Genomic DNA, 20,413 nt, shown 5'->3' with positions numbered 1-20,413 from the left:
AGCCCACGACCTCGTACGGATCAAGGAGACACGACGTCAGCGAGCGACCAACACCCATTTTCAGCCCGGAACGGGCCACCTCGCCAGAGGCGACACGGACTAGCCCCGGCTGTTCACCGCCGGGGCGGCGAGCGGGCTCCGCGGGTCCCGCGCGGCCCGGCGGAGGTTGCCGGCCAGGACGCGCCATAGGATCCGCGGCCTCAGCAGCGTCGCCGGCGGGTCCACCAGAGAGCTGACCCGGTGGAACTGCTTGACCACGACGTCATCGTGCTCGGCCGCGACCAGGAAGCGGTTCAGGTAGGCGCCGGCGACCCGCTCACCCGGCGACCGCGGCAGACCGAGTTGCGCCCGGTCGGACCGGACGGCCATCTGCCACGCCGGTTCGATGGACCGGGCGGCCGCGGCGAAGAAGCGGTGGGCGACGCCCTCGCGCCCATCAGCGAGGGTTCCAGCAGTCCCGGGAACAGCCCGCCGATCACCTGCGCGCCCCGGGGAAGCAGCGAATGCAGATGGCGGGCCTGAGGCACCCCCTTGCGGTCGCGCGTGTCGCCCTCGAGTGAGTCACGTTCCACGACCGTCACCCGCTCATGAGTGCCGGCAAGCACGCGCGCGGCCAACAGACCGGCAACGCTCGCCCCGAGTACAACGGCATGCCGGTCGACGCTTGAGTCCATGCGACAAGAACGGCGCGTGGCCGAGGAAGGTTCAGTCGACGCGGCTCCCGGTTCACCGATCTCGACCGCATCCTGGGGTGGCCGCTCAGGGACCGCTGACGAGAACCTCGGTCATAGCGCTGAGCAAGGGCTCGGGGACGTCCAGGGACTGGAGGCCGGAGAGCTTGCGCACGTCGTCGGCGTCGGCGGTGAGGATGGTCCAGGCGGCGAGTTTGCTCTCGTGTTGCCACTGGGATCGGGCCAGGATGTCGAACAGCCGGTCGGGGCGGCGGTCCGGGGCGGGGCCGGGGCGTACCCGGATGTGTTGTTCGGTGTCGGTTGCGGCGTCCTCCAGGGTGAGGACGTCGCCGGAAGGGCCCAGGACGCGGATGGTCCAGGTTCGGCGGGCGGGGACCACGGATGGGTCGGAGGCGGGGCCGACGGTCAGGGTCTGTGCGGCGTCGTCCCAGATCAGGGGGGTACGGGAGACGCGGTCGCCGTCGTCCTCGACGAGGTCGCGGGCCCCGTCGGCGCCGGGCAGCAGGAGCAGCTCGAAGGCCGTCGGGTTGGTGTCGGGGCGGGTGGAAGCGTCCGCCGCCAGGGGCAGCACCGCGCCGGCCCGCAGCAGCACCGGGATCGACTGCTGGTCGCGGTGCAGCCGGAGGTGCTGGCCGCCGGCGTGCGCGCGGTAGACCGTACCGGTGAAGATGTCGGCCCAGACGCCCTCCGGAAGCCACACCGGGGTCGATCCCATCAGGGTCGTCGGGTCGTCGGGGTCGGTGATCGGCGCGACCAGCAGCGAGTCGCCGAACAGGAACTGGTTGGGCACCTCGTAGGCGGCCGGCTCGGCCGGGTGTTCCCAGTACATCGGCCGGACCAGCGGGTCGCCCTGGGCCGCCCGGTGGTTCATGGTGTGCAGGTACGGGACCAGCCGGTGGCGGAACCGCAGCGCCGCGCCGAACGCGTCGCGGGCCGGTTGTGGGTAGGCCCACGGCTCCTTCTGCAGGAACGGGTTGGACGACGAGTGCAGCCGGTTGATCGGCGAGAAGACCCCGTACTGGAGCCAGCGGACGGTGAGCAGGTCGTCGCGTACGCCGAGGAGGTGGCCGCCGATGTCGTGGCTCCACCAGCCGTACCCGATGTTGGACGCGGTGGCCGTGAAGTAGGGCTGGAAGCGCAGCGAGTCCCAGGTGATGATCGTGTCGCCGCTGAAGCCGACCGGGTAGCGGTGGCTGCCCGGCCCGGCGTACCGGGAGAAAATGATCTTGTTGGTGGCGTCGGTGAAGTGCAGGTGGTTGAGCATCCACAGCGGATCGACGCCGGGCACGTTGGACAGCTGGCCCTGCTGCCAGTCGATCCACCAGAAGTCCACGCCCTGCTGCTCCAGCGGGTGGTGCAGAACGTCGAAGTACGCCTCGGCGAAGCGCTCGTCGGTGATGTCGAACGGCACGCCGACGTCGTCCGCCGGGTCGGCGCCCATCGCCTCGGCCATCGCCGGGAAGGCGTCCTCGAAGGGCTGGACGCCCTCGTGCGGATGCAGGTTGAGCGTCACCCGCAGGCCGCGACGGTGGAGCTCGGCCAGGAACGCCGCCGGGTCGGGGAACAGGGTCGGCTCCCAGCTGTAGCCGGTCCAGCCGGTGCCGTACCGCGGCGGGACGGACCCGACCCGGTGCCAGTCCATGTCGAGCACGGCCACCGAGAACGGCGCCCGCTCGGCCTCGAACCGGTCCATCAGCTCGAGGTATTCCGGGGCGCTGTACGCGTGGTAGCGGCTCCACCAGTTGCCCAGCGCCCAGCGCGGGAGGACCGGCGGCGCCCCGGACACCGCGTAGAGCGCCCGGACCGCGTCCGGATAGTCGTGGCCGTACGCGAAGACGTAGACGTCGCGCCGGCCGGACACCCGCCGGTCGATCCAGCCGTCGCCGGTGAACAGGAACGACTCGCTGTCGTCGAGCACCGCGACGCCGTCCCGCGACACCACGCCGTCGGCCAGCGGGATGGCGCCGTCGGCGTCGTCGAGCGTCCGCCCGGTGCCGCCGAGGGTCCGCGGTGCCGTGCCCCAGCGCCAGGTCGCCCGGTGCTTGCTGACCGCGCCGCGGACCCGCACCGACAGCCCGGCCGGGCTGAACGGCCGGCGGTCCCAGGCCAGGTGCAGCCGCTCGGTGATGATCTCGAGCTGCTCGTCCGACTCGTTCACGGTGAACGCCGGGGTCGGATGGTCGCGGTGGACGGCGAACGTCGACGCCCGGTCCTCGAAGCCGTCGTCGTCGCTCCACTCCAGCCGCAGCAGGCCGTCGAGCAGCACGGTGATCCGCCAGTGGTCCCCGGACAGCACCGACTCGGGACGGGCGGTCGGACGGGACCCGGTGAGCGCGAAGCGACCGGGCATCAGACCGCCGTTCCGGGGGCCGGGAGGCGTTGCAGGGTCCAGCGGTACGCCTGGACGAGCCGGGTGTCGAAGCCGGACGCCGAGCCCCACAGGAAGATCCGGAACCGCCGGTACAGCTCCTCACCCCAGCGGGCGGTGATCTCCTCGCGCCGGGCGTCCAGGCGCTCGGCCCAGGCCCGGCAGGTCAGGTAGTAGTTGTGCCGGTCGTCCTGCACGTTGAGCAGCTCGAACGGCGAGTGGGCGACCTGGCGCAGGTAGGAGTGCAGGAGCAGCGGCGCCGACCGGCCCGGGTAGACGTGCTGCTTGAAGAACGTCGACACGTGGAACTTGCTGCGCATGGCCAGCGCGTCGAGGTAGACCCGGCCGCCGGGGCGCAGCAGGCGCGCGTACGCCCGCAGGGAGGCGCGGTAGTCGGGCAGGTGCTCGGTCACACCCATGTTGACGATCGCGTCGTACGGCTCGGCCGACGCGTACCGCAGAATGTGCTCGCGTACGACCGTGACCGGAAGCTGCTCGCGGGCGAACAACCCGTTGAGGTACCGCTCCGACTCGGCCGCCAGCGTCACCGTGGTCACGTCGATGCCGCGGCGGGCGGCGTGCTCGGCGAACGCGCCCCAGCCACCGCCCACCTCGAGCACCCGGTCGCCCGGTTTGACCTGGATCGCGTCCAGGGCGAGGTCGAGCTTGCGGGTGACCGCGTCCTCCAGCGCCTCGTCGTCCGCGGCGAACACGCCCTGGGTGTAGCAGCGGTGCCGGCTGTCGAGGAAGGTCAGGAAGAACTCGGAGTCGAGGTCGTAGTGCTGGGAGATGGTCCGCCGGTCGTGGCCGGTGCGGCCCTGCCACAGCGACGGCATCCACCGGCCGAGGAAGGCGATCGGGTGCCGGTCGGAGAAGAACTTGCGGACGCTCAGCGCGGCCGCGATGTCGCCCTCGACGTCGAGGTGCCCGCCGAGGTAGGCCAGCGCGACCTGGAGCTGGTCGAGCGAGACCAGCGCGCGCTGACCGGGCTCGTCCCGGGCGACCAGGGTGAACAGCGGTTGGTCGCCGCCGAACGAGTGGGTCCGCCCGTCGCGGGTCACCACCTCGAACGGCACCGGCGTGCGGTCACGGAAGTATTCGTCGTAGCGGCGGCCGTAGACGCCGGCCAATGTCGTGGATGTCGAACGTTGAGGGTTCACTGCTGGCCTCCAGACGACCGAAGCACACCCTGATCAACATACGAAGTCCGGGCCTCGCGCGCACTACCGTGATTCGGCCACGGGGCCGGTTGAGGCGCCGATCACAAGCCGGCCGGTGGCGAGGACCGGTTTGACCGGAAAGCCCTCGAGATGCCGCAGCAGGGCCTCGACGCCCAGGGCGCCCAGTTCGGTGCCGGGCGTCGTGACGGTGGTCAGGTTGGGCGTGGACATCGCGGCCACGTTGACCGTGCTGTACATCGACATGACCGAGATGTCGCCGGGCACGGACCGGCCGCGCTGGATCAGCTCGGCGGTCAGGCCGGGGGCCGGCAGCTCCTTCATCACCAGGACGGCGGTCGCGTCCGGGAAGTCGGTCAGCAGCCGGCCGGCCGCGGCGCGGCCGTCGTTGACGGTCTGGCCGCAGAGCATCACCGCCGCCTCGAGGCCCCACTCGGCCATGATCGTGCGGTACGCGGCCTCGGTGCGCACGTACGGGCCGTACCCGTAGAGGTTGCCCTGGGCCGGGTCGCCGTTGACCAGGACGATCCGGCGGTGGCCGAGCCCGAGCAGATGGTCGAAGGCGAGCCGCACCGAGGCGTCGAAGTCGATGTCGACGTGGGGCAGGGTCTCGGCGTCCCGGGTGCGGCCGATCAGGGCGACCGGGACACCGATCTCGCCGAGGACGTCGACCCGCGGGTCGTCGGTGCGCACGTCCATCAGCAGGATGCCGTCGACCAGGCCCTGCTCGGCCAGCTTGGCCAGCTCGTGCCCGTCGTCCTCGACCGGCCACACGACCAGGTGGTAGTCGTGGTCGGAGGCGGTGCGGGCGGCGCCGATGATGAAGAGCCGCGCCGACGGGGACTCGTGGTGGTCGCTGAACGGGTAGGCCAGCGCGATGAGCCGGGACCGGCGGCTGGCCAGGGCGCGCGCGACCGGGTTGCGGCGGAACCTGAGCTCGGCCATCGCCTGCTCGATCCGCTGCGTGGTGTCGGGGGTCAGCGGCTTGGTGTCGTTGAGGAAGTAGGACACGGTCGCCGGCGACACGCCCGCGGCGCGTGCCACATCGCGAATCGTTGCCGCCATGCCGAGCAGCATACGGCACCGGTTATCCGGTTCACCAGGCGCCTTGACAGGCCCAATGTGACGCGGCACACTCCAGACCACTGGTGATCCGGTTAACCACATCGTCAAAAAGAACAGCTTTCTTAACTGAAAACGGTGCGCCGGTTATCCGGTTCACCGGAGGGAGAAACAGTTGTCATGAAGCGCTTCGTAGCGGCCGCCGCCCTGGTGACGCTCGCACCTCTGGCTCTGGTCGCCTGCAGCGGCGGCTCGGACGACAGCGGCGGCGGCGACTCGGCGGCGGTCGACAGCCTCACTGTGCTGGACTACTACAACGACGAGCCCAACAAGAGCGAGATCGGCGCCATGCTCAGCGCCTGCGGCACCTCGATCGGTGTCGCGAAGGTCGACCACCAGTCGGTGCCCGGCCCGACCCTGATCCAGAAGGTGCTCCAGCAGGCGTCCTCCAAGACGATGCCGGACGTGCTGATGCTCGACAACCCGGACATCCAGCAGATCGCCGCCACCGGCGCGCTGGCCCCGCTCTCCGACTTCGGCCTCAACGCCGACGGGTTCGCCAAGGGCCCGGTCGCCGCGGCCACCTACCAGGACAAGCTGTACGCGCTCCAGCCCGGCGCCAACACGATCGCGATCTTCTACAACAAGGACATCCTCACCGCCGCCGGCGTGCAGCCCCCCACGACCTGGGACGAGCTCAAGACCGCGGCGAAGAAACTGACCAAGGGCAGCCAGTACGGCTTCGCGTTCAACGCCACCGCCGACTACGAGGGCGCCTGGCAGTTCCTGCCGCCGATGTGGACCAACGGGGGCGACGAGACCCAGCTCAAGACGCCGCAGGTGGCTGAGGCGCTGCAGCTCTGGAAGGACCTCGTCGACGCCGGCTCGGCCTCCAAGAGCGTCATCAACTGGAGCCAGGGCGACGTCAACGACCAGTTCATCGCCAAGAAGGCGGCGATGATGCTGAACGGCCCGTGGCAGATCCCGGCGCTGGTCAAGGCCAAGGTCAACTACGGCGTGGTGCCGTTCCCGGTCAACCAGGCCGGCCAGACCTCGACCGCGCCGCTCGGCGGCGAGGCGTGGACCGTCCCGCTGACCTCCAGCGAGGCCAAGATGAAGAAGGCGGCCGAGCTGGTCGCCTGCATGAACACCGACGAGAACCAGCTCAAGCGGGCCAAGGAGGGCGGCATCGTGCCGACCAAGCTGGCCCTGGCCGACAAGTACAAGGCCGACAACCCCACCATGGTCGGCTTCGTCGACCCGGTCGCCAACGCGCGGTCGCGCACCGGCAAGCTCGGTGACAAGTGGCCCGACCAGGCGAAGATCATCTACACCGGCATGCAGCAGGTGCTGACCGGACAGGCGACGCCGGCCGACGCGATGGCCAAGGCGGGCGCGAGCTGATGCGGAAGGAGGCGATCGCCAAGGTCTTGTTCGTCGTACCAGCCGCCTTGGCGATCGTGTTCCTGTTCGGCTACCCGGTCGTCAAGAACGCGGTGATGAGCTTCCAGGACTACGGCCTGCGGACGTTCTTCACCGGCCGGGCCGACTGGATCGGGCTGGACAACTACGTCGCCGTCGTCAACGAGAACGTGTTCAGCAAGGCCGTGCTGAACACCGCCCTGTTCACGGTGGGCTCGATCGTCGGGCAGTTCATCCTCGGCATGCTGCTGGCGCTGTTCTTCAAGAAGAACTTCCCGCTCAACGGCGTCCTCCGGGCCCTGTTCCTCCTGCCCTGGCTCCTGCCGCTGATCGTCGGCAGCGCGGCCTGGCGGGCGATCATGGAGCAGGACAGCGGCATCGCCAACGTGGTGCTGCAGGGGCTCGGCCTGGCCGACCAGCCGGTGCCCTGGCTCACCTCGCCCGACGTGGCGCTGGTGGCGGTCATCCTGGTGAACATCTGGCTGGGCATCCCGTTCAACCTGACCCTGCTCTACAGCGGCCTGCAGGACATTCCCGACGAGCCGTACGAAGCCGGGGCGCTGGACGGCGCGAGCGGCTGGAAGGCCTTCTGGTACATCACCTGGCCGCAACTGCGGGCGGTGGTCAGCATCACGCTCATGCTGGGCGTCATCTACACGCTCAAGGTGCTGGACATCATCCTCGGCCTGACCAAGGGCGGGCCGGCCGAGGCGACCCAGACCATCGCGCTGCAGTCGTACCAGCATTCGTTCGTCTCGTTCAAGTTCGGCCAGGGCGCGGCGCTCAGCAACATCCTGATCGTGATCTCGCTGGTCTTCGCCGTCGTCTACCTGCGCGTCAACCGGCGCCGGATCGACGAGTAGGGGGCGTGATGGTCAAGAAACGGCTCCGCACCGCGATCGCGATCGTGCTGCTCGCCCTGATGCTCTTCCCGGTCTACTGGATGCTGAACATCTCGCTGCTGCCCAACGGCGGGGCGCTGCCCGAGTCGCTCTTCCCGAGCAGCCCCACCCTCGACGGGTACGTCACGGCGATCCACGACCAGGGCCAGAACCTGATCACCAGCCTGCTCGTGGCGTCCGGCACGGTGGTGGTCTCGCTGATCATCGCCGCACCCGCGGCGTACGCCCTGGCGCAGTTCCGCTTCCGGTGGATCAACTGGGCGCTGCTGACGATCCTGATCTGCCAGATGATCCCGGGCATCGTGATCGCCAACGCGCTCTACACGCTCTTCGAGAGCATCGGGCTGCTGAACAGCATCCCGGGACTGATCATCGCCAACACGGCCAACGCGATCCCGTTCGGCGTACTCATCATGAGGTCTTTCATGATGAGCATCCCGTCGTCGATCGTCGAGGCGGCACGGGTCGACGGGGCCGGCCTGGTCCGCTCGTTCGTGTCCATCGTGGTGCCGATCAGCCGCAACTCGCTGATCACAGTCGGCCTGTTCGCGTTCCTGTTCGCGTGGAGCGACTTCCTGTTCGCGCTGACCATGTCGACCAAGGGCCAGATCACGCCGGTCACCCTCGGCATCTTCACCTACCTGGGTACGAACGTCTCCCAGTGGAACGCGGTCATGGCCACCGCCATGCTCGCCTCCATCCCCGCGATCATCCTGCTGGTCATCGCTCAGCGCTACATCGCCGCCGGCGCAACCGGCGGCTCGGTCAAATGAGAGGTCATTGTGGCTGACAACCAAACCCTGCGCGTGCTCGTCTGGGGCGAGAACCGCCACGAGCAGATCGAGCAGCACGTCCGCGACATCTACCCGGACGGCATGCACTCCACGATCGCCGCGGGCATCTCGGAGAACCTGGGCGACGCGGCCCGGGTCACCACCACGACGCTGGACGAGCCGGAGCACGGGCTGACCGAGAAGGTGCTGGCCGACACCGACGTGCTGGTCTGGTGGGGGCACGCCGCCCACGGCGAGGTGGCCGACGAGGTGGTCGAACGCGTGCACCAGCACGTGCTCTCCGGCCTCGGCCTGGTCGTGCTGCACTCCGGGCACTGGTCCAAGATCTTCGGAAAGCTGATGGGTACGTCGTGCACGCTGCGGTGGCGCGGCGAGCACGACCGCGAACTGGTGTGGACGGTCAACCCGACGCATCCGATCGCCCAGGGCGTACCCCATCCGATCGTCATCCCCGAGCAGGAGATGTACGGCGAGTTCTTCGACATCCCGGCCCCGGACGAGCTGATCTTCCTGTCCACCTTCAGCGGCGGCGAGGTGTTCCGTTCCGGCTGCACGTTCCGCCGCGGCCACGGCAAGATCTTCTTCTTCTCCCCCGGCGATCAGGAATACCCGGTCTACCACCACAAGGACGTACGCCGGGTGATCGCCAACGGCGTCAGCTGGGTCCGCACCGACCTCCCGGAGCGGAAGATCCCGACGCTGCTGCGCTACAACACCGGCGAGTTCTTCACCGGGCACGGCTACACCGGGCCGATCGATGAGTGACATCGTTCGCCTGCTCCAGGTCGGCGCCGGCTCGATGGGCCGGGCCTGGCTCGGCGCCATCCGGGCCAACCCCGACGTGGAACTGGCCGGCCTGGTCGACCTCGACACCGGGCTGGCCCAGACCGCGGCGGTCGAACACGGCTACCCCGACGTCCCGGTCGGCGCCGACCTGACCGAGATCGCGGCGGCGGCCCGCGCCGACGCCATGATCAACGTGACCATCCCCGAGGCGCACCGGGACACCACGCTCGCCGCCCTGGCCGCCGGGCTGCCGGTGCTGTGCGAGAAGCCGCTCGCCCCCACCGTGGCCGAGGCCCGGTCGATGGTCGACGCCGCCGAACGCAGCGGCCGCCTGCTGATGGTCTCCCAGTCGCGCCGCTACTCCCCCCAGGTCGCCGCCTTCCGCCGGCTGATCGCCCGGATCGGCCCGCTCGGCACCCTGAACTGCCAGTTCTTCAAGGCGCCCCGGTTCGGCGGCTTCCGCGAGACGATGGCCGACCCGCTGCTGCTCGACATGGCGATACACCAGTTCGACCTGGCCCGCCTGCTGACCGGCGCCGACCCGCTCACCGTCAACTGCGACGCCTACAACCCGGCCTGGAGCTGGTTCGCGGGCAACGCCGCGGCCGAGGCGACGTTCGTGTTCGCCGACCACACCCGGTTCACCTTCAGCGGCAGCTGGGTCGCGCCCGGCCTGGAGACCTCGTGGAACGGCGCCTGGCGGGTGATCGGCGCCAACGGCACCGCCACCTGGGACGGCGACCACCCGCCGGTCGCCCGGCTGGCCGACGGCACCACCCTGACCGCCGACCTGGACGACGAGCCCGAGGGCATCGCCGGCTCGCTGGCCGAGTTCGTCCAGTGCCTGCGCACCGGCGCCCGCCCCGACGCGGCGGCCGCCCGCAACATCGTCAGCCTGGCCATGGTCGAGGCCGCCGTCCGCTCCGCGACCGACCACCGAAAGGTCACGATCGCCGACATCCTCACCACCGACCGCGTCCAGGAACCGGCCGCGGATCTGGCCTCGAGGCGACCGGCGGCCTCGCCATGATCGGGCTCGCGGGCCGGCTCGCCGCCGAACGCTGACCGGCCGCCCGCCCGGCGACCGTCACGCGCAGGCGGCGGCGACATCCTCCCGGGCGGTGGCGAACTTGGGCTCGAACTCCTGGAACTTGGGCGTCAGCGTGGTGACGCTGTTGTCGGACGTGAGGTTGGCCTGCTGGATGGTGTCGGCCAGGCCGACGATCGAGGTCTTGACGTCACCGGTGGCCGGGGCGGCCACCTCACGGAACTTCTTCTCGATGGCCCCGAGCAGCACCGCGCGGATCTCGACCACCGTGTCCTTCTGCGCGTCATACGCGCCGAGCAACGCCTGGACGTCGTTGCAGGCCTTCTCCGAGGCGGCGTCCCGGCCGCTGCCACAACCCGCCGCGACCATCGTCAGCGTGAGCGCCGCACCCCATGCCGCCCGTCGAATCCGCACCAGCAACCTCCGAGAGGTAGACATTCATCGAGCCCTGTTCCTCCACAGTGCACGACGACGTCCACAGGCAACTGTCAGCGTGTGGTCATGGCAGCGGGCACGGGTGGGTCGGGCCGGGTCCTTGGCGAGCGCCGCCGCTGGGCCTGGGCGCTGGGGCCCGCCGCCGGGCCTGGGCGCTGAGGCCCGCCGCCGGGCCTGGGCGCTCAGGTGCTCGCGTAGGTCGGGCTGAGCGCGACCCGGCCCTTGCCCGCGGCCTTCGCCTGGTAGAGGGCCGCATCGGCGTCCGACAGCAGCATCCCCACCGTGGCCCGGCCGGACCGCACGTAGGTCAGCCCGATGCTCGCGCCCACCCCGGTGGCCGAAGCGCCCACCTCCACGGTGATCCGCTCGGCGATGTGCCGGGTCTCCTCCGGTGACGGAGCCGGGCCCAGCAACACCACGAACTCGTCGCCGCCGAGCCGGGCGATCAGGTGGCCCGGCGGGACCACGGTACGCAGCACCTCGGCCACGGTCACCAGCACCGTGTCACCCGCCGCGTGGCCGTACCGGTCGTTGACCTGCTTGAAGCCGTCGAGGTCGATCAGCATCAGGGCCACCGGCTCACCCGCCGTGAACGAGGTCCGCTGGTAGAGGTGCTTGCGGTTGCTGAGCGCCGTGAGGTGGTCGTGGGTCGCCTGGTACTCGAGTTGCTCGCGCTGCCGTTCGACCTCGGCCAGCAGCTGGGCGTTGCCCCGCAGGGCGAGGAACTGCCGGACCAGCACCAGCGCGAAGAGCAGGAACAGCGCACCGAGCATGGCGCCGTCGCCGTGACCGCCGAGATACTGGGCGCCGGCCACGATCAGGGCGAGAACCACCGGCGCGTACGGCAGGCCGGCCCGCGCCCCGGTGGCGATCGGCAGCCACGCGCTCTCCACGGCGGGAATGTCGTACCAGGCGACCGCGGCCAGGACGACCGTGGCGGCGAAGAAGACGCCCGAGGCCGCGGCCAGTTGCCAGGTGTGCGCGTACAGCGTGATCGCGCTGAAGGCGATACCGCACACCGTCAGCGCCGCGTAGCCGAGCGCGAGCATCGTGTGCGCCGTGATCACGCGTGCCCGCGAGCGCGACAGCAGCACGATGGCCAGCGACAACGTGACCATCTGGACCGAGCGGACGGCCACCACGAAGTTCCCCTGCTCGGCGCCCGCCTGCTCGTACACGGGTCGCAGCAGGTAGGGCCACGCGACCACGAACAGCGCGCTCGCCGCCATCGCCCCGTCCAGGATCATCCGGATCCGGACGTTCCACGACAGCCGCGCGCCCGGCCCGATGAGCAGGCTGACCACGGGCAACCCCACGCTCACCAGGACGAGCAGGTCGACCGGCCGGGGCAAGACGCGCTGGATGCCGGCGGCGGCGTCGACCAGTTGCAACACCGAGGTGATCACCCAGGCGGCCAGCGCGATCGAGTTGCAGACCCAGGACCGGCGTTCCGCCCCGGACGAGCCGAGCGCTCGCCGAGCGTGCGCGACCAGCCCGACCAGCGCGGCGGCGAGCACGAGCGCGCCACCCACGACCACCAGGGGCTGGGCGAATCCGGTCGCGATCAACGCCGCCTGCAACGCCGCGCCGGCGACAACCCCGACCGCGACGGGTCTCATGCCAGTCCCTTCGGCCGCGATCCGGCGAAGATGAACGTTTCCGGTAGCGCGCGGATCGGGCTGATCCTCGAGAACCGGCGTCAGAAGGTGACGACCGCCTTGAAGCGGGCCCGGCCGGTGCTCGCCGCCTGGTACGCCTCGCCGACGCGCTCCTTCGGGAACAGGTCGACCATCGGCCGGACGGCGCCGCTCGCGACCAGGTCGAGCGCCTCGACCAGGTATTCCATGCCGTTGTGGGCGGAGCCGACGACCTCGTACCCCTGGAAGGCCAGCGGACCGGCCGGCAGCAGCATCTCGTCGGTGGCCACGCCCATCACCACCACCTTGCCCCAGGGCCTGAGGCCGGCCATGGCGTCCACGACGGCGGCGTGCGAGCTGGCGGTGTGCAGCAGGACGTCGGCGCCGCCCGCCTCCTTCAGCGCGGCGCCGTCGGCCACGACCACGTCGGCGCCGAGCCGCCGGGCCAGATCGTGCTTGCCGGGCGTACGCGTGACGGCCGTGACGTGGTAGCCGGCCGCCTTGGCGTACTGGATGGCGAGGTGACCGAGCCCGCCGACCCCGACCACCGCGATCCGGGCGCCCGGGCGCGGACCGGCCTTGCGCAGCGCCGCCCACACCGTGTAACCGGCGCACAGGGTCGGGGCCGCGTCCTCGTACGAGATGCCGTCCGGCAGCAGCACCGTGCCGTTGGCGTCGGCGGCGAGGTACTCGGCGAACCCTCCGTCCACATTGACCCCGGTCAGCCGCGAGTTCACGCAGTTCACCGCGCTGACGAAGCTGAGCGGGCGCCGCTGCCGGCAGAAGTCGCAGACCCCGCACACCTTCTGCGCCATCGGGACGCCCACCCGGTCGCCGACCTTGCGGCTGGTCACGCCGTCGCCCACGGCGACCACCTCGCCGACCCCCTCGTGGCCGAGGATCAGTGGGAACTCGTGGAACGACAGCGTGCCGCCGGCCATCCACACGTCGGTGCCGCAGATGCCGCAGGCCCGGATCCGCACCAGCACGTCATTCGGCCCGGCCTCGGGCACCTCCCGGTCCGCCAGCACCCAGGGGGCGCCGGCCTCGGCGATGACAGCAGCCTTCATCCGCGTCACGATCGGTCCTTTCGTCGTACCCGTCGATTACGGGTTCGACTTCACCACCGCGGACGGCTTCGCGGGGCGGTCGGACAGGCCCACCCATGCCTGGGTACGGGAGGGCCACCCAGCTGCCTAGCCCGGCGGATGTAGGCAATGCTTGTCCTCCCGGGCGCGCGCCCGGGAGGACGACGATCGCTGGCTGATCTCCGCGGCGGCGCGCGAACGACCGCTCCTGTGCCTGATCGACGACGCGCAATGGCTGGACGCCGCGTCGTCCAAGGCGATGGCCTTCCTCGCCCGCCGGGTCGGCGCCGACCCGATCGCCATCCTCTTCGCGCTCCGGTCACCGGCCCCGGCGACCGAGCTCGACGGGCTCCCTCGGCTGCCCGTCCCCGGGCTGGGCGATGAGCTCGCCAAGGAACTGCTGGCCGCCCGGAGCCCCTCGCCGCTGGACGAACGGGTGCGGAACCGGCTGATCGCCGAGGCCCACGGCAATCCGCTCGCCCTGCTTCAGCTCCCCCGCGCCGGCGGCTTCGAGCCGCCCGCGACCTCGTCGGTGCCGAACCGGATCGAGCTGGCCTTCCAGGGCCGGCTGGCCGGCCTCTCCCGGCCCGCCCGGCTCCTGCTCACCATCGCGAGCTCGGAGCCGACCGGCGACCCCGGCCTGCTCTGGCCCGCCGCGGGAGCGCTGGGCATCGACGTCGGACGCGCCTGTGCCGAGGCCGCCGCGGTGGAGCTGGCCGAGTTCTCGACGCGTATCCGGTTCTGTCATCCGCCGCCTTCACCGAGCGTACGCAGGCCGGCGGCACCGCGACCGGCCGAGGTGTCGCCGCCTACACGCGAGGGCTCGTGACCGGCGTCGAGGAGCACTACGTCGAGGCGGTGGAGTTCCTCGCCGAGGGACCCCTGATTCCCTACCGCGGCCGCGCCCACCTCCTCTATGGAGAGTGGCTCCGCCGCAACGGCCGCCGGAAGGACAGCGTCGCGCAACTGAGGATCGCCCACGTGATGCTGACGAAGGCGGGGGCCGACGCCTTCGCCCGCCGGGCCGCGGACGAGCTACGCGCCGTCGGTGAGCGGGTCGACCAGCGGGCCGAACCGACCCACGAGACGCTCACGCTCCAGGAGGTCGCCGTGGCCCGCCTGGTCGCCTCGGGCGCCACCTCGAACGAGGTGGCCGTCCAGCTGTTCATCAGCAAACGAACCGTCGACGCCCACCTGAGGAACATCTTCCGCAAGCTCGGCGTGAGCTCGCGCCGGCAGCTCAAGGACCATCCCGGGCTGGTCACGCCCGGCCCGTCGCCGGCAGCTTGATACGTGGATCTGCTCTCCGGTGGCACCGGCCGAGCGTACGGCCGCCGGTCGTCATCTCCGGTGCCTAGATCGTCGTTTAGGCGATTACTGCCGACGCGAACCGGCGGGCCCCGGCCGCATCGTGGTCAGGTGCAGCTCATTCTCATCTACCTCGACCTGACGCTCGCCGTCCTCACCCTGATCGCCGCGCCCATCGCCGGCGTCAAGGCGACCCGGCGCTGGTTGTTCATCGTCGCCGGGCTGGCGGCGGCCCGCCTGGTCATGGCCGGCCTGCTGCTGCTGGCCGGAGGCCTGCTGCTCGCCGACTCACGGCTGAGCATCCAGGTGCCGCTGGCGCTCCTGCCCGCCGTCTGGGCGGTGTGGCGGCCGAGCCGGACAGCGGCCCACGTGAGCGCGACCGGCGGGGTCCTGTCCGTGTGGTGGCAGCTGACGCCGACCGCCCCCGAGGACATCCCGCTGGTGCTGGCCGGATCGGTGGCGGCGGTGGCGCTGATCGCGGTCCTCTCGATCACGGTCGGCCGCTGGCGTGCGCGCGAATCGGCGTCGCGCGTGTCCCGCCTGCCCTGGTTGCTGGTGGCGTCGCTGCTCGTCCCGGCCGGGTCGCTGGTCATCGCCGGGCAGGCGAACGCGGCCGCGGGCGACCACCTGCACGGCGGGGCCGGCGAGCTCAGCGTCGAGCAGCTGACCGGTCCGCGGGACCAGACGCCGGACACCCGGATGACGCTGACCGCGGAGCAGACAGAGGTGAAGCTCGACTCGGGCGCCACCGTCGACGGGCTCACCTTCAACGGGACGGCGCCGGGCCCGGAGATTCGGGTACGCAAGGGCAAGCTGCTCGAAGTGACCCTGGTGAACCGGAACGTCGAGGAGGGCGTGACCGTGCACTGGCACGGCGTCGACGTGCCCAACGCCGAGGACGGGGTGCCGGGCGTGACGCAGGACGCCGTCCCGCCGGGCGGCAAGCACGTCTACCGGTTCATCCCGACCCGGGCGGGAACGTTCTGGTACCACGCCCACAAGGCCGCCCTGGAGAACGTCAAGCGGGGGCTCTTCGGCGCGCTGATCATCGAGGACGGCCCGGCGTTCGACGGGGTCGAGCGTACGGTCTTCACCCACGCCTGGCCCGTCTCCAACGGTGACGTCGGCGCGCTCGACCGCGGCGACCAGCCGGCCGGCCAGGCCGTTCCCGCGGGCCGGAAGGTGCTGCTCCGGACCATCAACAGCTCCGCCGAACCGCAGAGCGTCCAGGTCAGCGGCGCCCCGTTCCAGGCCGCCGCGATCGACGGCAACACGGTCGAGGGCGCCACCCCGATCGAGCCGGGCACCGAGCTCCTGCTCGCCGCCGGCGGCCGCTACGACATCGCCTTCACGATGCCTAACGGCCCGGTGACCGCCGCGATCGCCGGCACCGAGGCCTCGCTCACCCTCAGCCCCGGCGGCCAGGCCGATCCGGCGCCGGTCTCCGGCGGCGGGAGCTTCGACCCGCTGACCTACGGCTCGGGGTCGCCACCGGCCTCCGGCTCCTACCAGCGGACCTACAACCTGCGCCTGGACGACGGATTCGGGTTCAGCCAGGGCAGCCTCGGGTGGGTCAGCAGCTCGATCAACGGCCGCCTCTACCCCGCCGTGCCCACCCTGGAGGTCAAGCGAGGTGACCGGGTGCGGGTGCGGATCGCCAGCCGCAGCATCATCAACCACCCGTTCCACCTGCACGGCCATCGCGTACGGGTGCTCTCACGCAACGGCGAGGCCGCGTCCGGCAGCCCGTGGTGGACCGACACGCTCAACGTCGGCAGCGGCGAGGTCTTCGAGATCGAGTTCGTCGCCGACAACCCGGGCATCTGGATGGACCACTGCCACAACTTCCAGCACGGCGCCAACGGCATGATCCTGCACCTCGCCTACCAGGGCGTCACCACGCCGTACTCGGCCGGGCACGATCTGCCCGAGTGACCGGCGGACCGAGACCGGGCGGGGTCGTGGGGCGTGCCCCCGCGGCCCCGCTCGCTGTGTCTGCCCACGACCTAGGGTGGGTGACATATCCCCTGTTGACTTCGGAAAGGGCAACTGCGACATTCGTTCCGCTATTCGACGGGGAGGAAAATATGCGCGGAAAATCTGTTGTCCGGCAAGCTTCGCTGGTGACCGCCGTGGTCGCTCTCGCACTGGGCTCGGCGCCCACGGCGGCACCGGCGGCACCGGCGGCCGACGGCACCACCACGTTCAACGCTCACGGCTCCGGCGGCGAGTCGTCCGGCAGCATCAGCTGGTTCAACCGCTCGGTGACCGTCCAGGGTTCGGTGACCGACTTCGCCGGCGGGTGGGGCACCACCCAGGTCATCTTCGAGTTCTGGCAGGGAAACCCGCTGAGCGACGACAGCGCCACCAAGATCGACACCCAGACCCGGTCCGTCTCCGGCGGGCAGCGCTCCTTCAACTTCCCCCAGAACGCGCCGTCCGGCGGAATCACGGACATCTTCTACTACGTCTGTAACTCCACCCAGAGCGCGTGCGGCGAGGTGGAGCTCACCGAGCGTCCGTAGCCGCTGGACGACGGGTTCACCACTCGGCCGGCGCTGAGCAACGCTTCGCGCACCAGGGTCAGGTGCGGGCCGCGGCCCGGGCCGCGGCCCGCTCGACCAGTTCCTCGACGCCACCGCGGTCGGCCACAGGGTCAGCGCCAGGACCGGTCTCGCGGCGGCTGGTCTCCGAGGCATGCCGTCAAGACAGCGACCATCGCCCCTGGCGTTACGTCGTCGGTTGCCCAGAGCTCAGCGGGCGACGGACGAGGTGGTAGGTCGTCACGATGAGGGCGGCCAGCATCAACGCGGCCGGGATCATCAGGTCGATCAGCGGCGCCTTCCGGCCGAAGAGGAACGGGCCGTAGGACAGCAGGGACGCCGCCTGCACCAGGAGGGGCACGTACCAGAGGCGTGGGCGGTAGAAGGCCAGCACCACGCTCAGCACGTCGGCCAGGAAGAAGTAGCGCTCGTGCATGCCGGGCAGGGTCCACGGCAGGAGGATGGCGAAGGTGGTCGCGGCGAGCACGACGCGGTCGGGGGTCAGCTCGGTACGGCGCGCCACCAGCACGTGACAGAGGCCGACGACCAGGGCGGCGGCCAGCACGTACCCCAGGGACTTGACCGAATCGACCCGCACGTCGACCGGGAAGAAGGCGTACGCCGAGGGCGCGTTCGACGTCAGATTGGGCACGTGGATGGCCTGCCGGCCGGGGTCGTAGAGGGTTAGCAGCTCGATCGGGTCACGTCCGGCCAGGAACGCGGGCAGGCACAACGCCACGTAGACGACCGGGACGGCCAGGAGCGTGCGCCACGGCAGGCGGCCGGCCACGGCGAGCAGCAGCAGGAGCGGGAAGATGAAGATGCCCTGGGGCTTGAACGCCAGGGCGACCGTACACATCGTAACCGCGAGCCAGGGTCGCTCCCGCAGCAGGAAATAGACGCCGGCGAGGGCGAAGCCCGCCCACATCGCGTCGGTCTGGCCCCAGAACGACGCGTTGACCACCACCGTCGGCAGCAGCGCCACGACGAGGGCGGCGAGCAGCGGGATCCGCCGGCCGGGCCGGCGCAGCGCCACCAGCCGGTAGGTGAAGAAGACCAGGAGCAGGTCGAACGCCACCCAGACCAGCTTGATCTTCAGGACCATCGGGCCGGGCAGGATCGTGGTCAGCGCCAGCAGGTAGAGGAAGGGCGCGTTGTAGTTCCCGATCTCCTCGCCCAGCGAATGCCAGACGCCGCCGGACTCGAGGTCGGCGTACCAGGCGTAGAAGGTACGCATGTCGATCGTCACCTCGCCGCGGCCGGCCAGGCGGGCCAGCACGGCCAGGACGATCAGCGCGACGATCAGCGGCGCTTCGGTGCGCAGGGAGCGCCGGGAGTCGATGGACACGAGAGCGGGACGGTAGCCAGAAGATCGTCAAGACGCCAATCCATCGGCGTCTCTCACCACATTGGATAAATCTTGGCACCCGGCGCAACATTTCCGACCGCGATGCGTCAGGGGCGCTGGGCCGCCGGCCGGACGATCATCTCGTTGACGTCGACGTCGGCCGGCTGGTCGATGGCGTACGCGACGGCCGAGGCGATCGCCGCGCCGGGGATGGAGTTCTTGCGGTACTCGCGCATCGCGTCCCGCGCGCCCGGGTCGCTGATGTGCTCGGCCAGCTCCGACTCCACCACGCCGGGCGAGATCGTGGTCACCCGTACGCCCGGGTCGATCTCCTGCCGTAGTCCTTCGATGAACGCCCAGGCGCCGTATTTGGTGGCGCTGTAGACGCCGGCCGTCGGCACCACCGAGTGCGCGCCGATCGAGGCGACCGAGATCAGGTGACCGGAACCCTGCCGCTTGAACACCGGCAGCGCCGCGGCGACACCCCAGAGCAGGCCCTTGAGGTTCACGTCGACCATCCGGTCCCACTCGTCGACCAGTGCTTCCTCGATCAGCGAGAGCAGCATCACGCCGGCGTTGGACACGAGCACGTCCAGCCGGCCGTGCCGCTCGACCGCGCCGGCCACGAAGGCGGCCATCGCCGCCCGGTCGGTCACGTCCAGGAAACCGGTGTCGATGGTGCCGCCGGCCGCGCGGACCTCCGCCGCGAGGGCGTCCAGCCGATCGGTGCGGCGGGCCCCGGCCACCACGATGTGCCCGTCGGCGGCCAGCCGGCGGGTCACCGCCTCACCGATGCCGCTGCTGGCCCCGGTCACCACCACTACTTTCCGCGTGTTCGTCATGGCGTCCACGATCCGGCCGCCGGGCCGGCCCGGGAAGGCCGCCGGACTCCCTGGGTGCAGTACTACCAGGCTCAACGGCGTCGGCTGACCTAGGCTCGAAGGCATGTCGACGACCCCGATGGGCGAGTTCCTGCGCCACCGCCGCGACGCGGTCCGGCCCGCCGAGGCCGGGCTGCCCGAGCGCGGCAACCGGCGGGTCACCGGGCTGCGCCGGGAAGAGGTGGCCCAGCTGGCCGGCATCAGCGTCGAGTACTACGTCCGGCTCGAGCAGGGCCGCGAACGCAACCCCTCGCCGCAGGTGCTGGAGGCGTTGGCCGCGGCCCTGCTGCTGGGCGACGACGCGCGCGCCCACCTGTTCCGGCTGGCCGGCCTCGCGCCCCGGGCCCACCGGACGTTGCCGGCCGAACGCGTCGACCCGTCCCTCGAGCAGCTGATGGCGGCGTGGCCGGCCAGCCCGGCCCTGGTCTACGGCCGCGCCTACGACGTCCTGGCCACGAACCCGCTGGCCGAGGCGTTGTTCGGCGGCTTCCCGCCCTCGCGCAACCTGATGCGGATGGTCTTCCACGACCCGGCCGCGCCACAGTTCTACGCCGACTGGCCGGGCGTCGCGGCGGCCACGGTCGCCGGCTTCCGGTTGAACCTGGGCCTGGCGCCCCACGATCCGCGCGTCAAGCAGGTGCTGCGCGAGATGTTGGACAGCAGCGAGGAGTTCGTCGAACTGTGGGAACGGCACGACGTGCGGGGCAAGCGGCTGGAGACCAAGTCGCTGCGCCACCCCCGGGTCGGTGACCTCACGCTGCGGGTCCAGATCTTCGATGTACGCGGTTCGCACGGCCAGGAGCTCGCCGTCTACCACGCCGAGCCGGGCTCGCCCAGCGCCGACGCGATCACCCTGCTGGGCATGCTGGCCAACGCCGAACGCTGACCGGGGAGATGACCACATGACGCCATGAGCCGCGT

Annotated in this window: 19 protein-coding genes; 10 read left to right on the top strand and 9 right to left on the bottom strand. The window is 70.8% G+C overall.

Annotated elements, in window-relative coordinates; all coding sequences use genetic code 11:
- Positions 1-99: 99 nt before the first annotated feature.
- The 4 genes from AB0M54_RS07140 to AB0M54_RS07125 all read right to left on the bottom strand — a co-directional run bounded on the left by AB0M54_RS07140 (position 100) and on the right by AB0M54_RS07125 (position 5,303).
- Positions 100-369 (bottom strand): hypothetical protein, encoded by a 270-nt coding sequence (locus AB0M54_RS07140; protein ID WP_364320472.1) that lies wholly within the window; start codon positions 367-369, stop codon positions 100-102.
- Between the two features lie 390 nt (positions 370-759).
- Positions 760-3,042 carry a TIM-barrel domain-containing protein gene (locus AB0M54_RS07135; protein ID WP_364469672.1) on the bottom strand — a complete coding sequence of 761 codons (2,283 nt, stop codon included), beginning with the start codon at positions 3,040-3,042 and terminating at the stop codon, positions 760-762.
- The gene (locus AB0M54_RS07130) at positions 3,042-4,220 is read right to left on the bottom strand and encodes a class I SAM-dependent methyltransferase (RefSeq protein ID WP_364320468.1); all 1,179 of its coding nucleotides are present in this window, start codon (positions 4,218-4,220) and stop codon (positions 3,042-3,044) included. Before AB0M54_RS07130 ends, AB0M54_RS07135 begins: the two co-directional genes overlap by 1 nt.
- Positions 4,221-4,283: 63 nt before the next feature.
- Complete coding sequence (locus AB0M54_RS07125; RefSeq protein ID WP_364320466.1) at positions 4,284-5,303, bottom strand: LacI family DNA-binding transcriptional regulator; 1,020 nt, start codon at positions 5,301-5,303, stop codon at positions 4,284-4,286.
- A 177-nt stretch (positions 5,304-5,480) separates the two neighbouring features.
- Between AB0M54_RS07125 and AB0M54_RS07120 the strand changes: the two genes are divergently transcribed.
- The 5 genes from AB0M54_RS07120 to AB0M54_RS07100 are packed head-to-tail and all read left to right on the top strand — an operon-like array spanning position 5,481 to position 10,234.
- Positions 5,481-6,704 carry an extracellular solute-binding protein gene (locus AB0M54_RS07120; RefSeq protein WP_364320464.1) on the top strand — a complete coding sequence of 408 codons (1,224 nt, stop codon included), beginning with the start codon at positions 5,481-5,483 and terminating at the stop codon, positions 6,702-6,704.
- Positions 6,704-7,585 (top strand): sugar ABC transporter permease, encoded by an 882-nt coding sequence (locus AB0M54_RS07115; RefSeq protein WP_364469670.1) that lies wholly within the window; start codon positions 6,704-6,706, stop codon positions 7,583-7,585. The genes AB0M54_RS07120 and AB0M54_RS07115 overlap by 1 nt, the downstream gene beginning before the upstream one ends.
- An 8-nt stretch (positions 7,586-7,593) precedes the next feature.
- Positions 7,594-8,397, top strand: coding sequence for a carbohydrate ABC transporter permease (locus tag AB0M54_RS07110; protein ID WP_364320460.1), 804 nt, complete (start codon positions 7,594-7,596; stop codon positions 8,395-8,397).
- Positions 8,398-8,406: 9 nt separating this feature from the next.
- Positions 8,407-9,183: a ThuA domain-containing protein gene (locus AB0M54_RS07105; RefSeq protein WP_364320459.1), complete on the top strand. Its 777-nt coding sequence runs from the start codon at positions 8,407-8,409 to the stop codon at positions 9,181-9,183.
- On the top strand, positions 9,176-10,234 hold the full coding sequence (locus tag AB0M54_RS07100; RefSeq protein ID WP_364469668.1) for a Gfo/Idh/MocA family oxidoreductase: 1,059 nt from the start codon (positions 9,176-9,178) through the stop codon (positions 10,232-10,234). The genes AB0M54_RS07105 and AB0M54_RS07100 overlap by 8 nt, the downstream gene beginning before the upstream one ends.
- 57 nt (positions 10,235-10,291) lie before the next feature.
- On the opposite strand, the gene AB0M54_RS07095 is transcribed toward AB0M54_RS07100, so the two are convergent.
- From AB0M54_RS07095 to AB0M54_RS07085, 3 genes are all read right to left on the bottom strand, one after another.
- On the bottom strand, positions 10,292-10,666 hold the full coding sequence (locus AB0M54_RS07095; RefSeq protein ID WP_364320454.1) for a hypothetical protein: 375 nt from the start codon (positions 10,664-10,666) through the stop codon (positions 10,292-10,294).
- A 203-nt stretch (positions 10,667-10,869) separates the two neighbouring features.
- Complete coding sequence (locus tag AB0M54_RS07090) at positions 10,870-12,306, bottom strand: GGDEF domain-containing protein (RefSeq protein WP_364469666.1); 1,437 nt, start codon at positions 12,304-12,306, stop codon at positions 10,870-10,872.
- A gap of 80 nt (positions 12,307-12,386) precedes the next feature.
- Positions 12,387-13,394, bottom strand: coding sequence for an alcohol dehydrogenase catalytic domain-containing protein (locus AB0M54_RS07085; protein ID WP_364469664.1), 1,008 nt, complete (start codon positions 13,392-13,394; stop codon positions 12,387-12,389).
- A 151-nt stretch (positions 13,395-13,545) separates the two neighbouring features.
- Here AB0M54_RS07085 and AB0M54_RS07080 point away from each other — a divergent pair, with 151 nt between their 5' ends.
- The 4 genes from AB0M54_RS07080 to AB0M54_RS07065 all read left to right on the top strand — a co-directional run bounded on the left by AB0M54_RS07080 (position 13,546) and on the right by AB0M54_RS07065 (position 17,245).
- Positions 13,546-14,241: a hypothetical protein gene (locus tag AB0M54_RS07080; protein ID WP_364469662.1), complete on the top strand. Its 696-nt coding sequence runs from the start codon at positions 13,546-13,548 to the stop codon at positions 14,239-14,241.
- The gene (locus AB0M54_RS07075; protein WP_364320446.1) at positions 14,238-14,702 is read left to right on the top strand and encodes a helix-turn-helix transcriptional regulator; all 465 of its coding nucleotides are present in this window, start codon (positions 14,238-14,240) and stop codon (positions 14,700-14,702) included. The genes AB0M54_RS07080 and AB0M54_RS07075 overlap by 4 nt, the downstream gene beginning before the upstream one ends.
- 129 nt (positions 14,703-14,831) lie before the next feature.
- Entirely contained in the window at positions 14,832-16,655 is a 1,824-nt protein-coding gene (locus AB0M54_RS07070) for a multicopper oxidase family protein (protein ID WP_364469660.1), read from the top strand.
- Positions 16,656-16,843: 188 nt separating this feature from the next.
- Complete coding sequence (locus AB0M54_RS07065) at positions 16,844-17,245, top strand: hypothetical protein (protein ID WP_364469658.1); 402 nt, start codon at positions 16,844-16,846, stop codon at positions 17,243-17,245.
- A gap of 205 nt (positions 17,246-17,450) precedes the next feature.
- Here AB0M54_RS07065 and AB0M54_RS07060 read toward each other — a convergent pair whose 3' ends face one another.
- Together AB0M54_RS07060 and AB0M54_RS07055 are read right to left on the bottom strand one after the other, a co-directional pair.
- Positions 17,451-18,611 carry a hypothetical protein gene (locus AB0M54_RS07060; RefSeq protein WP_364469656.1) on the bottom strand — a complete coding sequence of 387 codons (1,161 nt, stop codon included), beginning with the start codon at positions 18,609-18,611 and terminating at the stop codon, positions 17,451-17,453.
- Positions 18,612-18,718: 107 nt separating this feature from the next.
- Positions 18,719-19,453 (bottom strand): SDR family oxidoreductase, encoded by a 735-nt coding sequence (locus AB0M54_RS07055; protein WP_364320436.1) that lies wholly within the window; start codon positions 19,451-19,453, stop codon positions 18,719-18,721.
- Between the two features lie 103 nt (positions 19,454-19,556).
- Between AB0M54_RS07055 and AB0M54_RS07050 the strand changes: the two genes are divergently transcribed.
- Positions 19,557-20,378: a helix-turn-helix transcriptional regulator gene (locus AB0M54_RS07050; protein WP_364320434.1), complete on the top strand. Its 822-nt coding sequence runs from the start codon at positions 19,557-19,559 to the stop codon at positions 20,376-20,378.
- The last annotated feature ends 35 nt before the right edge of the window (positions 20,379-20,413 follow it).

The organism is Actinoplanes sp. NPDC051470 (assembly GCF_040682035.1).
In the GTDB taxonomy this organism is placed as follows: domain Bacteria; phylum Actinomycetota; class Actinomycetes; order Mycobacteriales; family Micromonosporaceae; genus Actinoplanes.
Note: the sequence above shows the minus strand (reverse complement) of the source record. Positions and strands in the feature narration are given on the sequence as shown.

Coding starts and splice junctions, on each gene's coding strand:
- AB0M54_RS07140 (WP_364320472.1), bottom strand. CDS start 369: ATGGCCGTCCGGTCCGACCGGGCGCAACTCGGTCTGCCGCGGTCGCCG.
- AB0M54_RS07135 (WP_364469672.1), bottom strand. CDS start 3,042: ATGCCCGGTCGCTTCGCGCTCACCGGGTCCCGTCCGACCGCCCGTCCC.
- AB0M54_RS07125 (WP_364320466.1), bottom strand. CDS start 5,303: ATGGCGGCAACGATTCGCGATGTGGCACGCGCCGCGGGCGTGTCGCCG.
- AB0M54_RS07120 (WP_364320464.1), top strand. CDS start 5,481: ATGAAGCGCTTCGTAGCGGCCGCCGCCCTGGTGACGCTCGCACCTCTG.
- AB0M54_RS07115 (WP_364469670.1), top strand. CDS start 6,704: ATGCGGAAGGAGGCGATCGCCAAGGTCTTGTTCGTCGTACCAGCCGCC.
- AB0M54_RS07110 (WP_364320460.1), top strand. CDS start 7,594: ATGGTCAAGAAACGGCTCCGCACCGCGATCGCGATCGTGCTGCTCGCC.
- AB0M54_RS07100 (WP_364469668.1), top strand. CDS start 9,176: ATGAGTGACATCGTTCGCCTGCTCCAGGTCGGCGCCGGCTCGATGGGC.
- AB0M54_RS07090 (WP_364469666.1), bottom strand. CDS start 12,306: ATGAGACCCGTCGCGGTCGGGGTTGTCGCCGGCGCGGCGTTGCAGGCG.
- AB0M54_RS07085 (WP_364469664.1), bottom strand. CDS start 13,394: ATGAAGGCTGCTGTCATCGCCGAGGCCGGCGCCCCCTGGGTGCTGGCG.
- AB0M54_RS07055 (WP_364320436.1), bottom strand. CDS start 19,453: ATGACGAACACGCGGAAAGTAGTGGTGGTGACCGGGGCCAGCAGCGGC.
- AB0M54_RS07050 (WP_364320434.1), top strand. CDS start 19,557: ATGTCGACGACCCCGATGGGCGAGTTCCTGCGCCACCGCCGCGACGCG.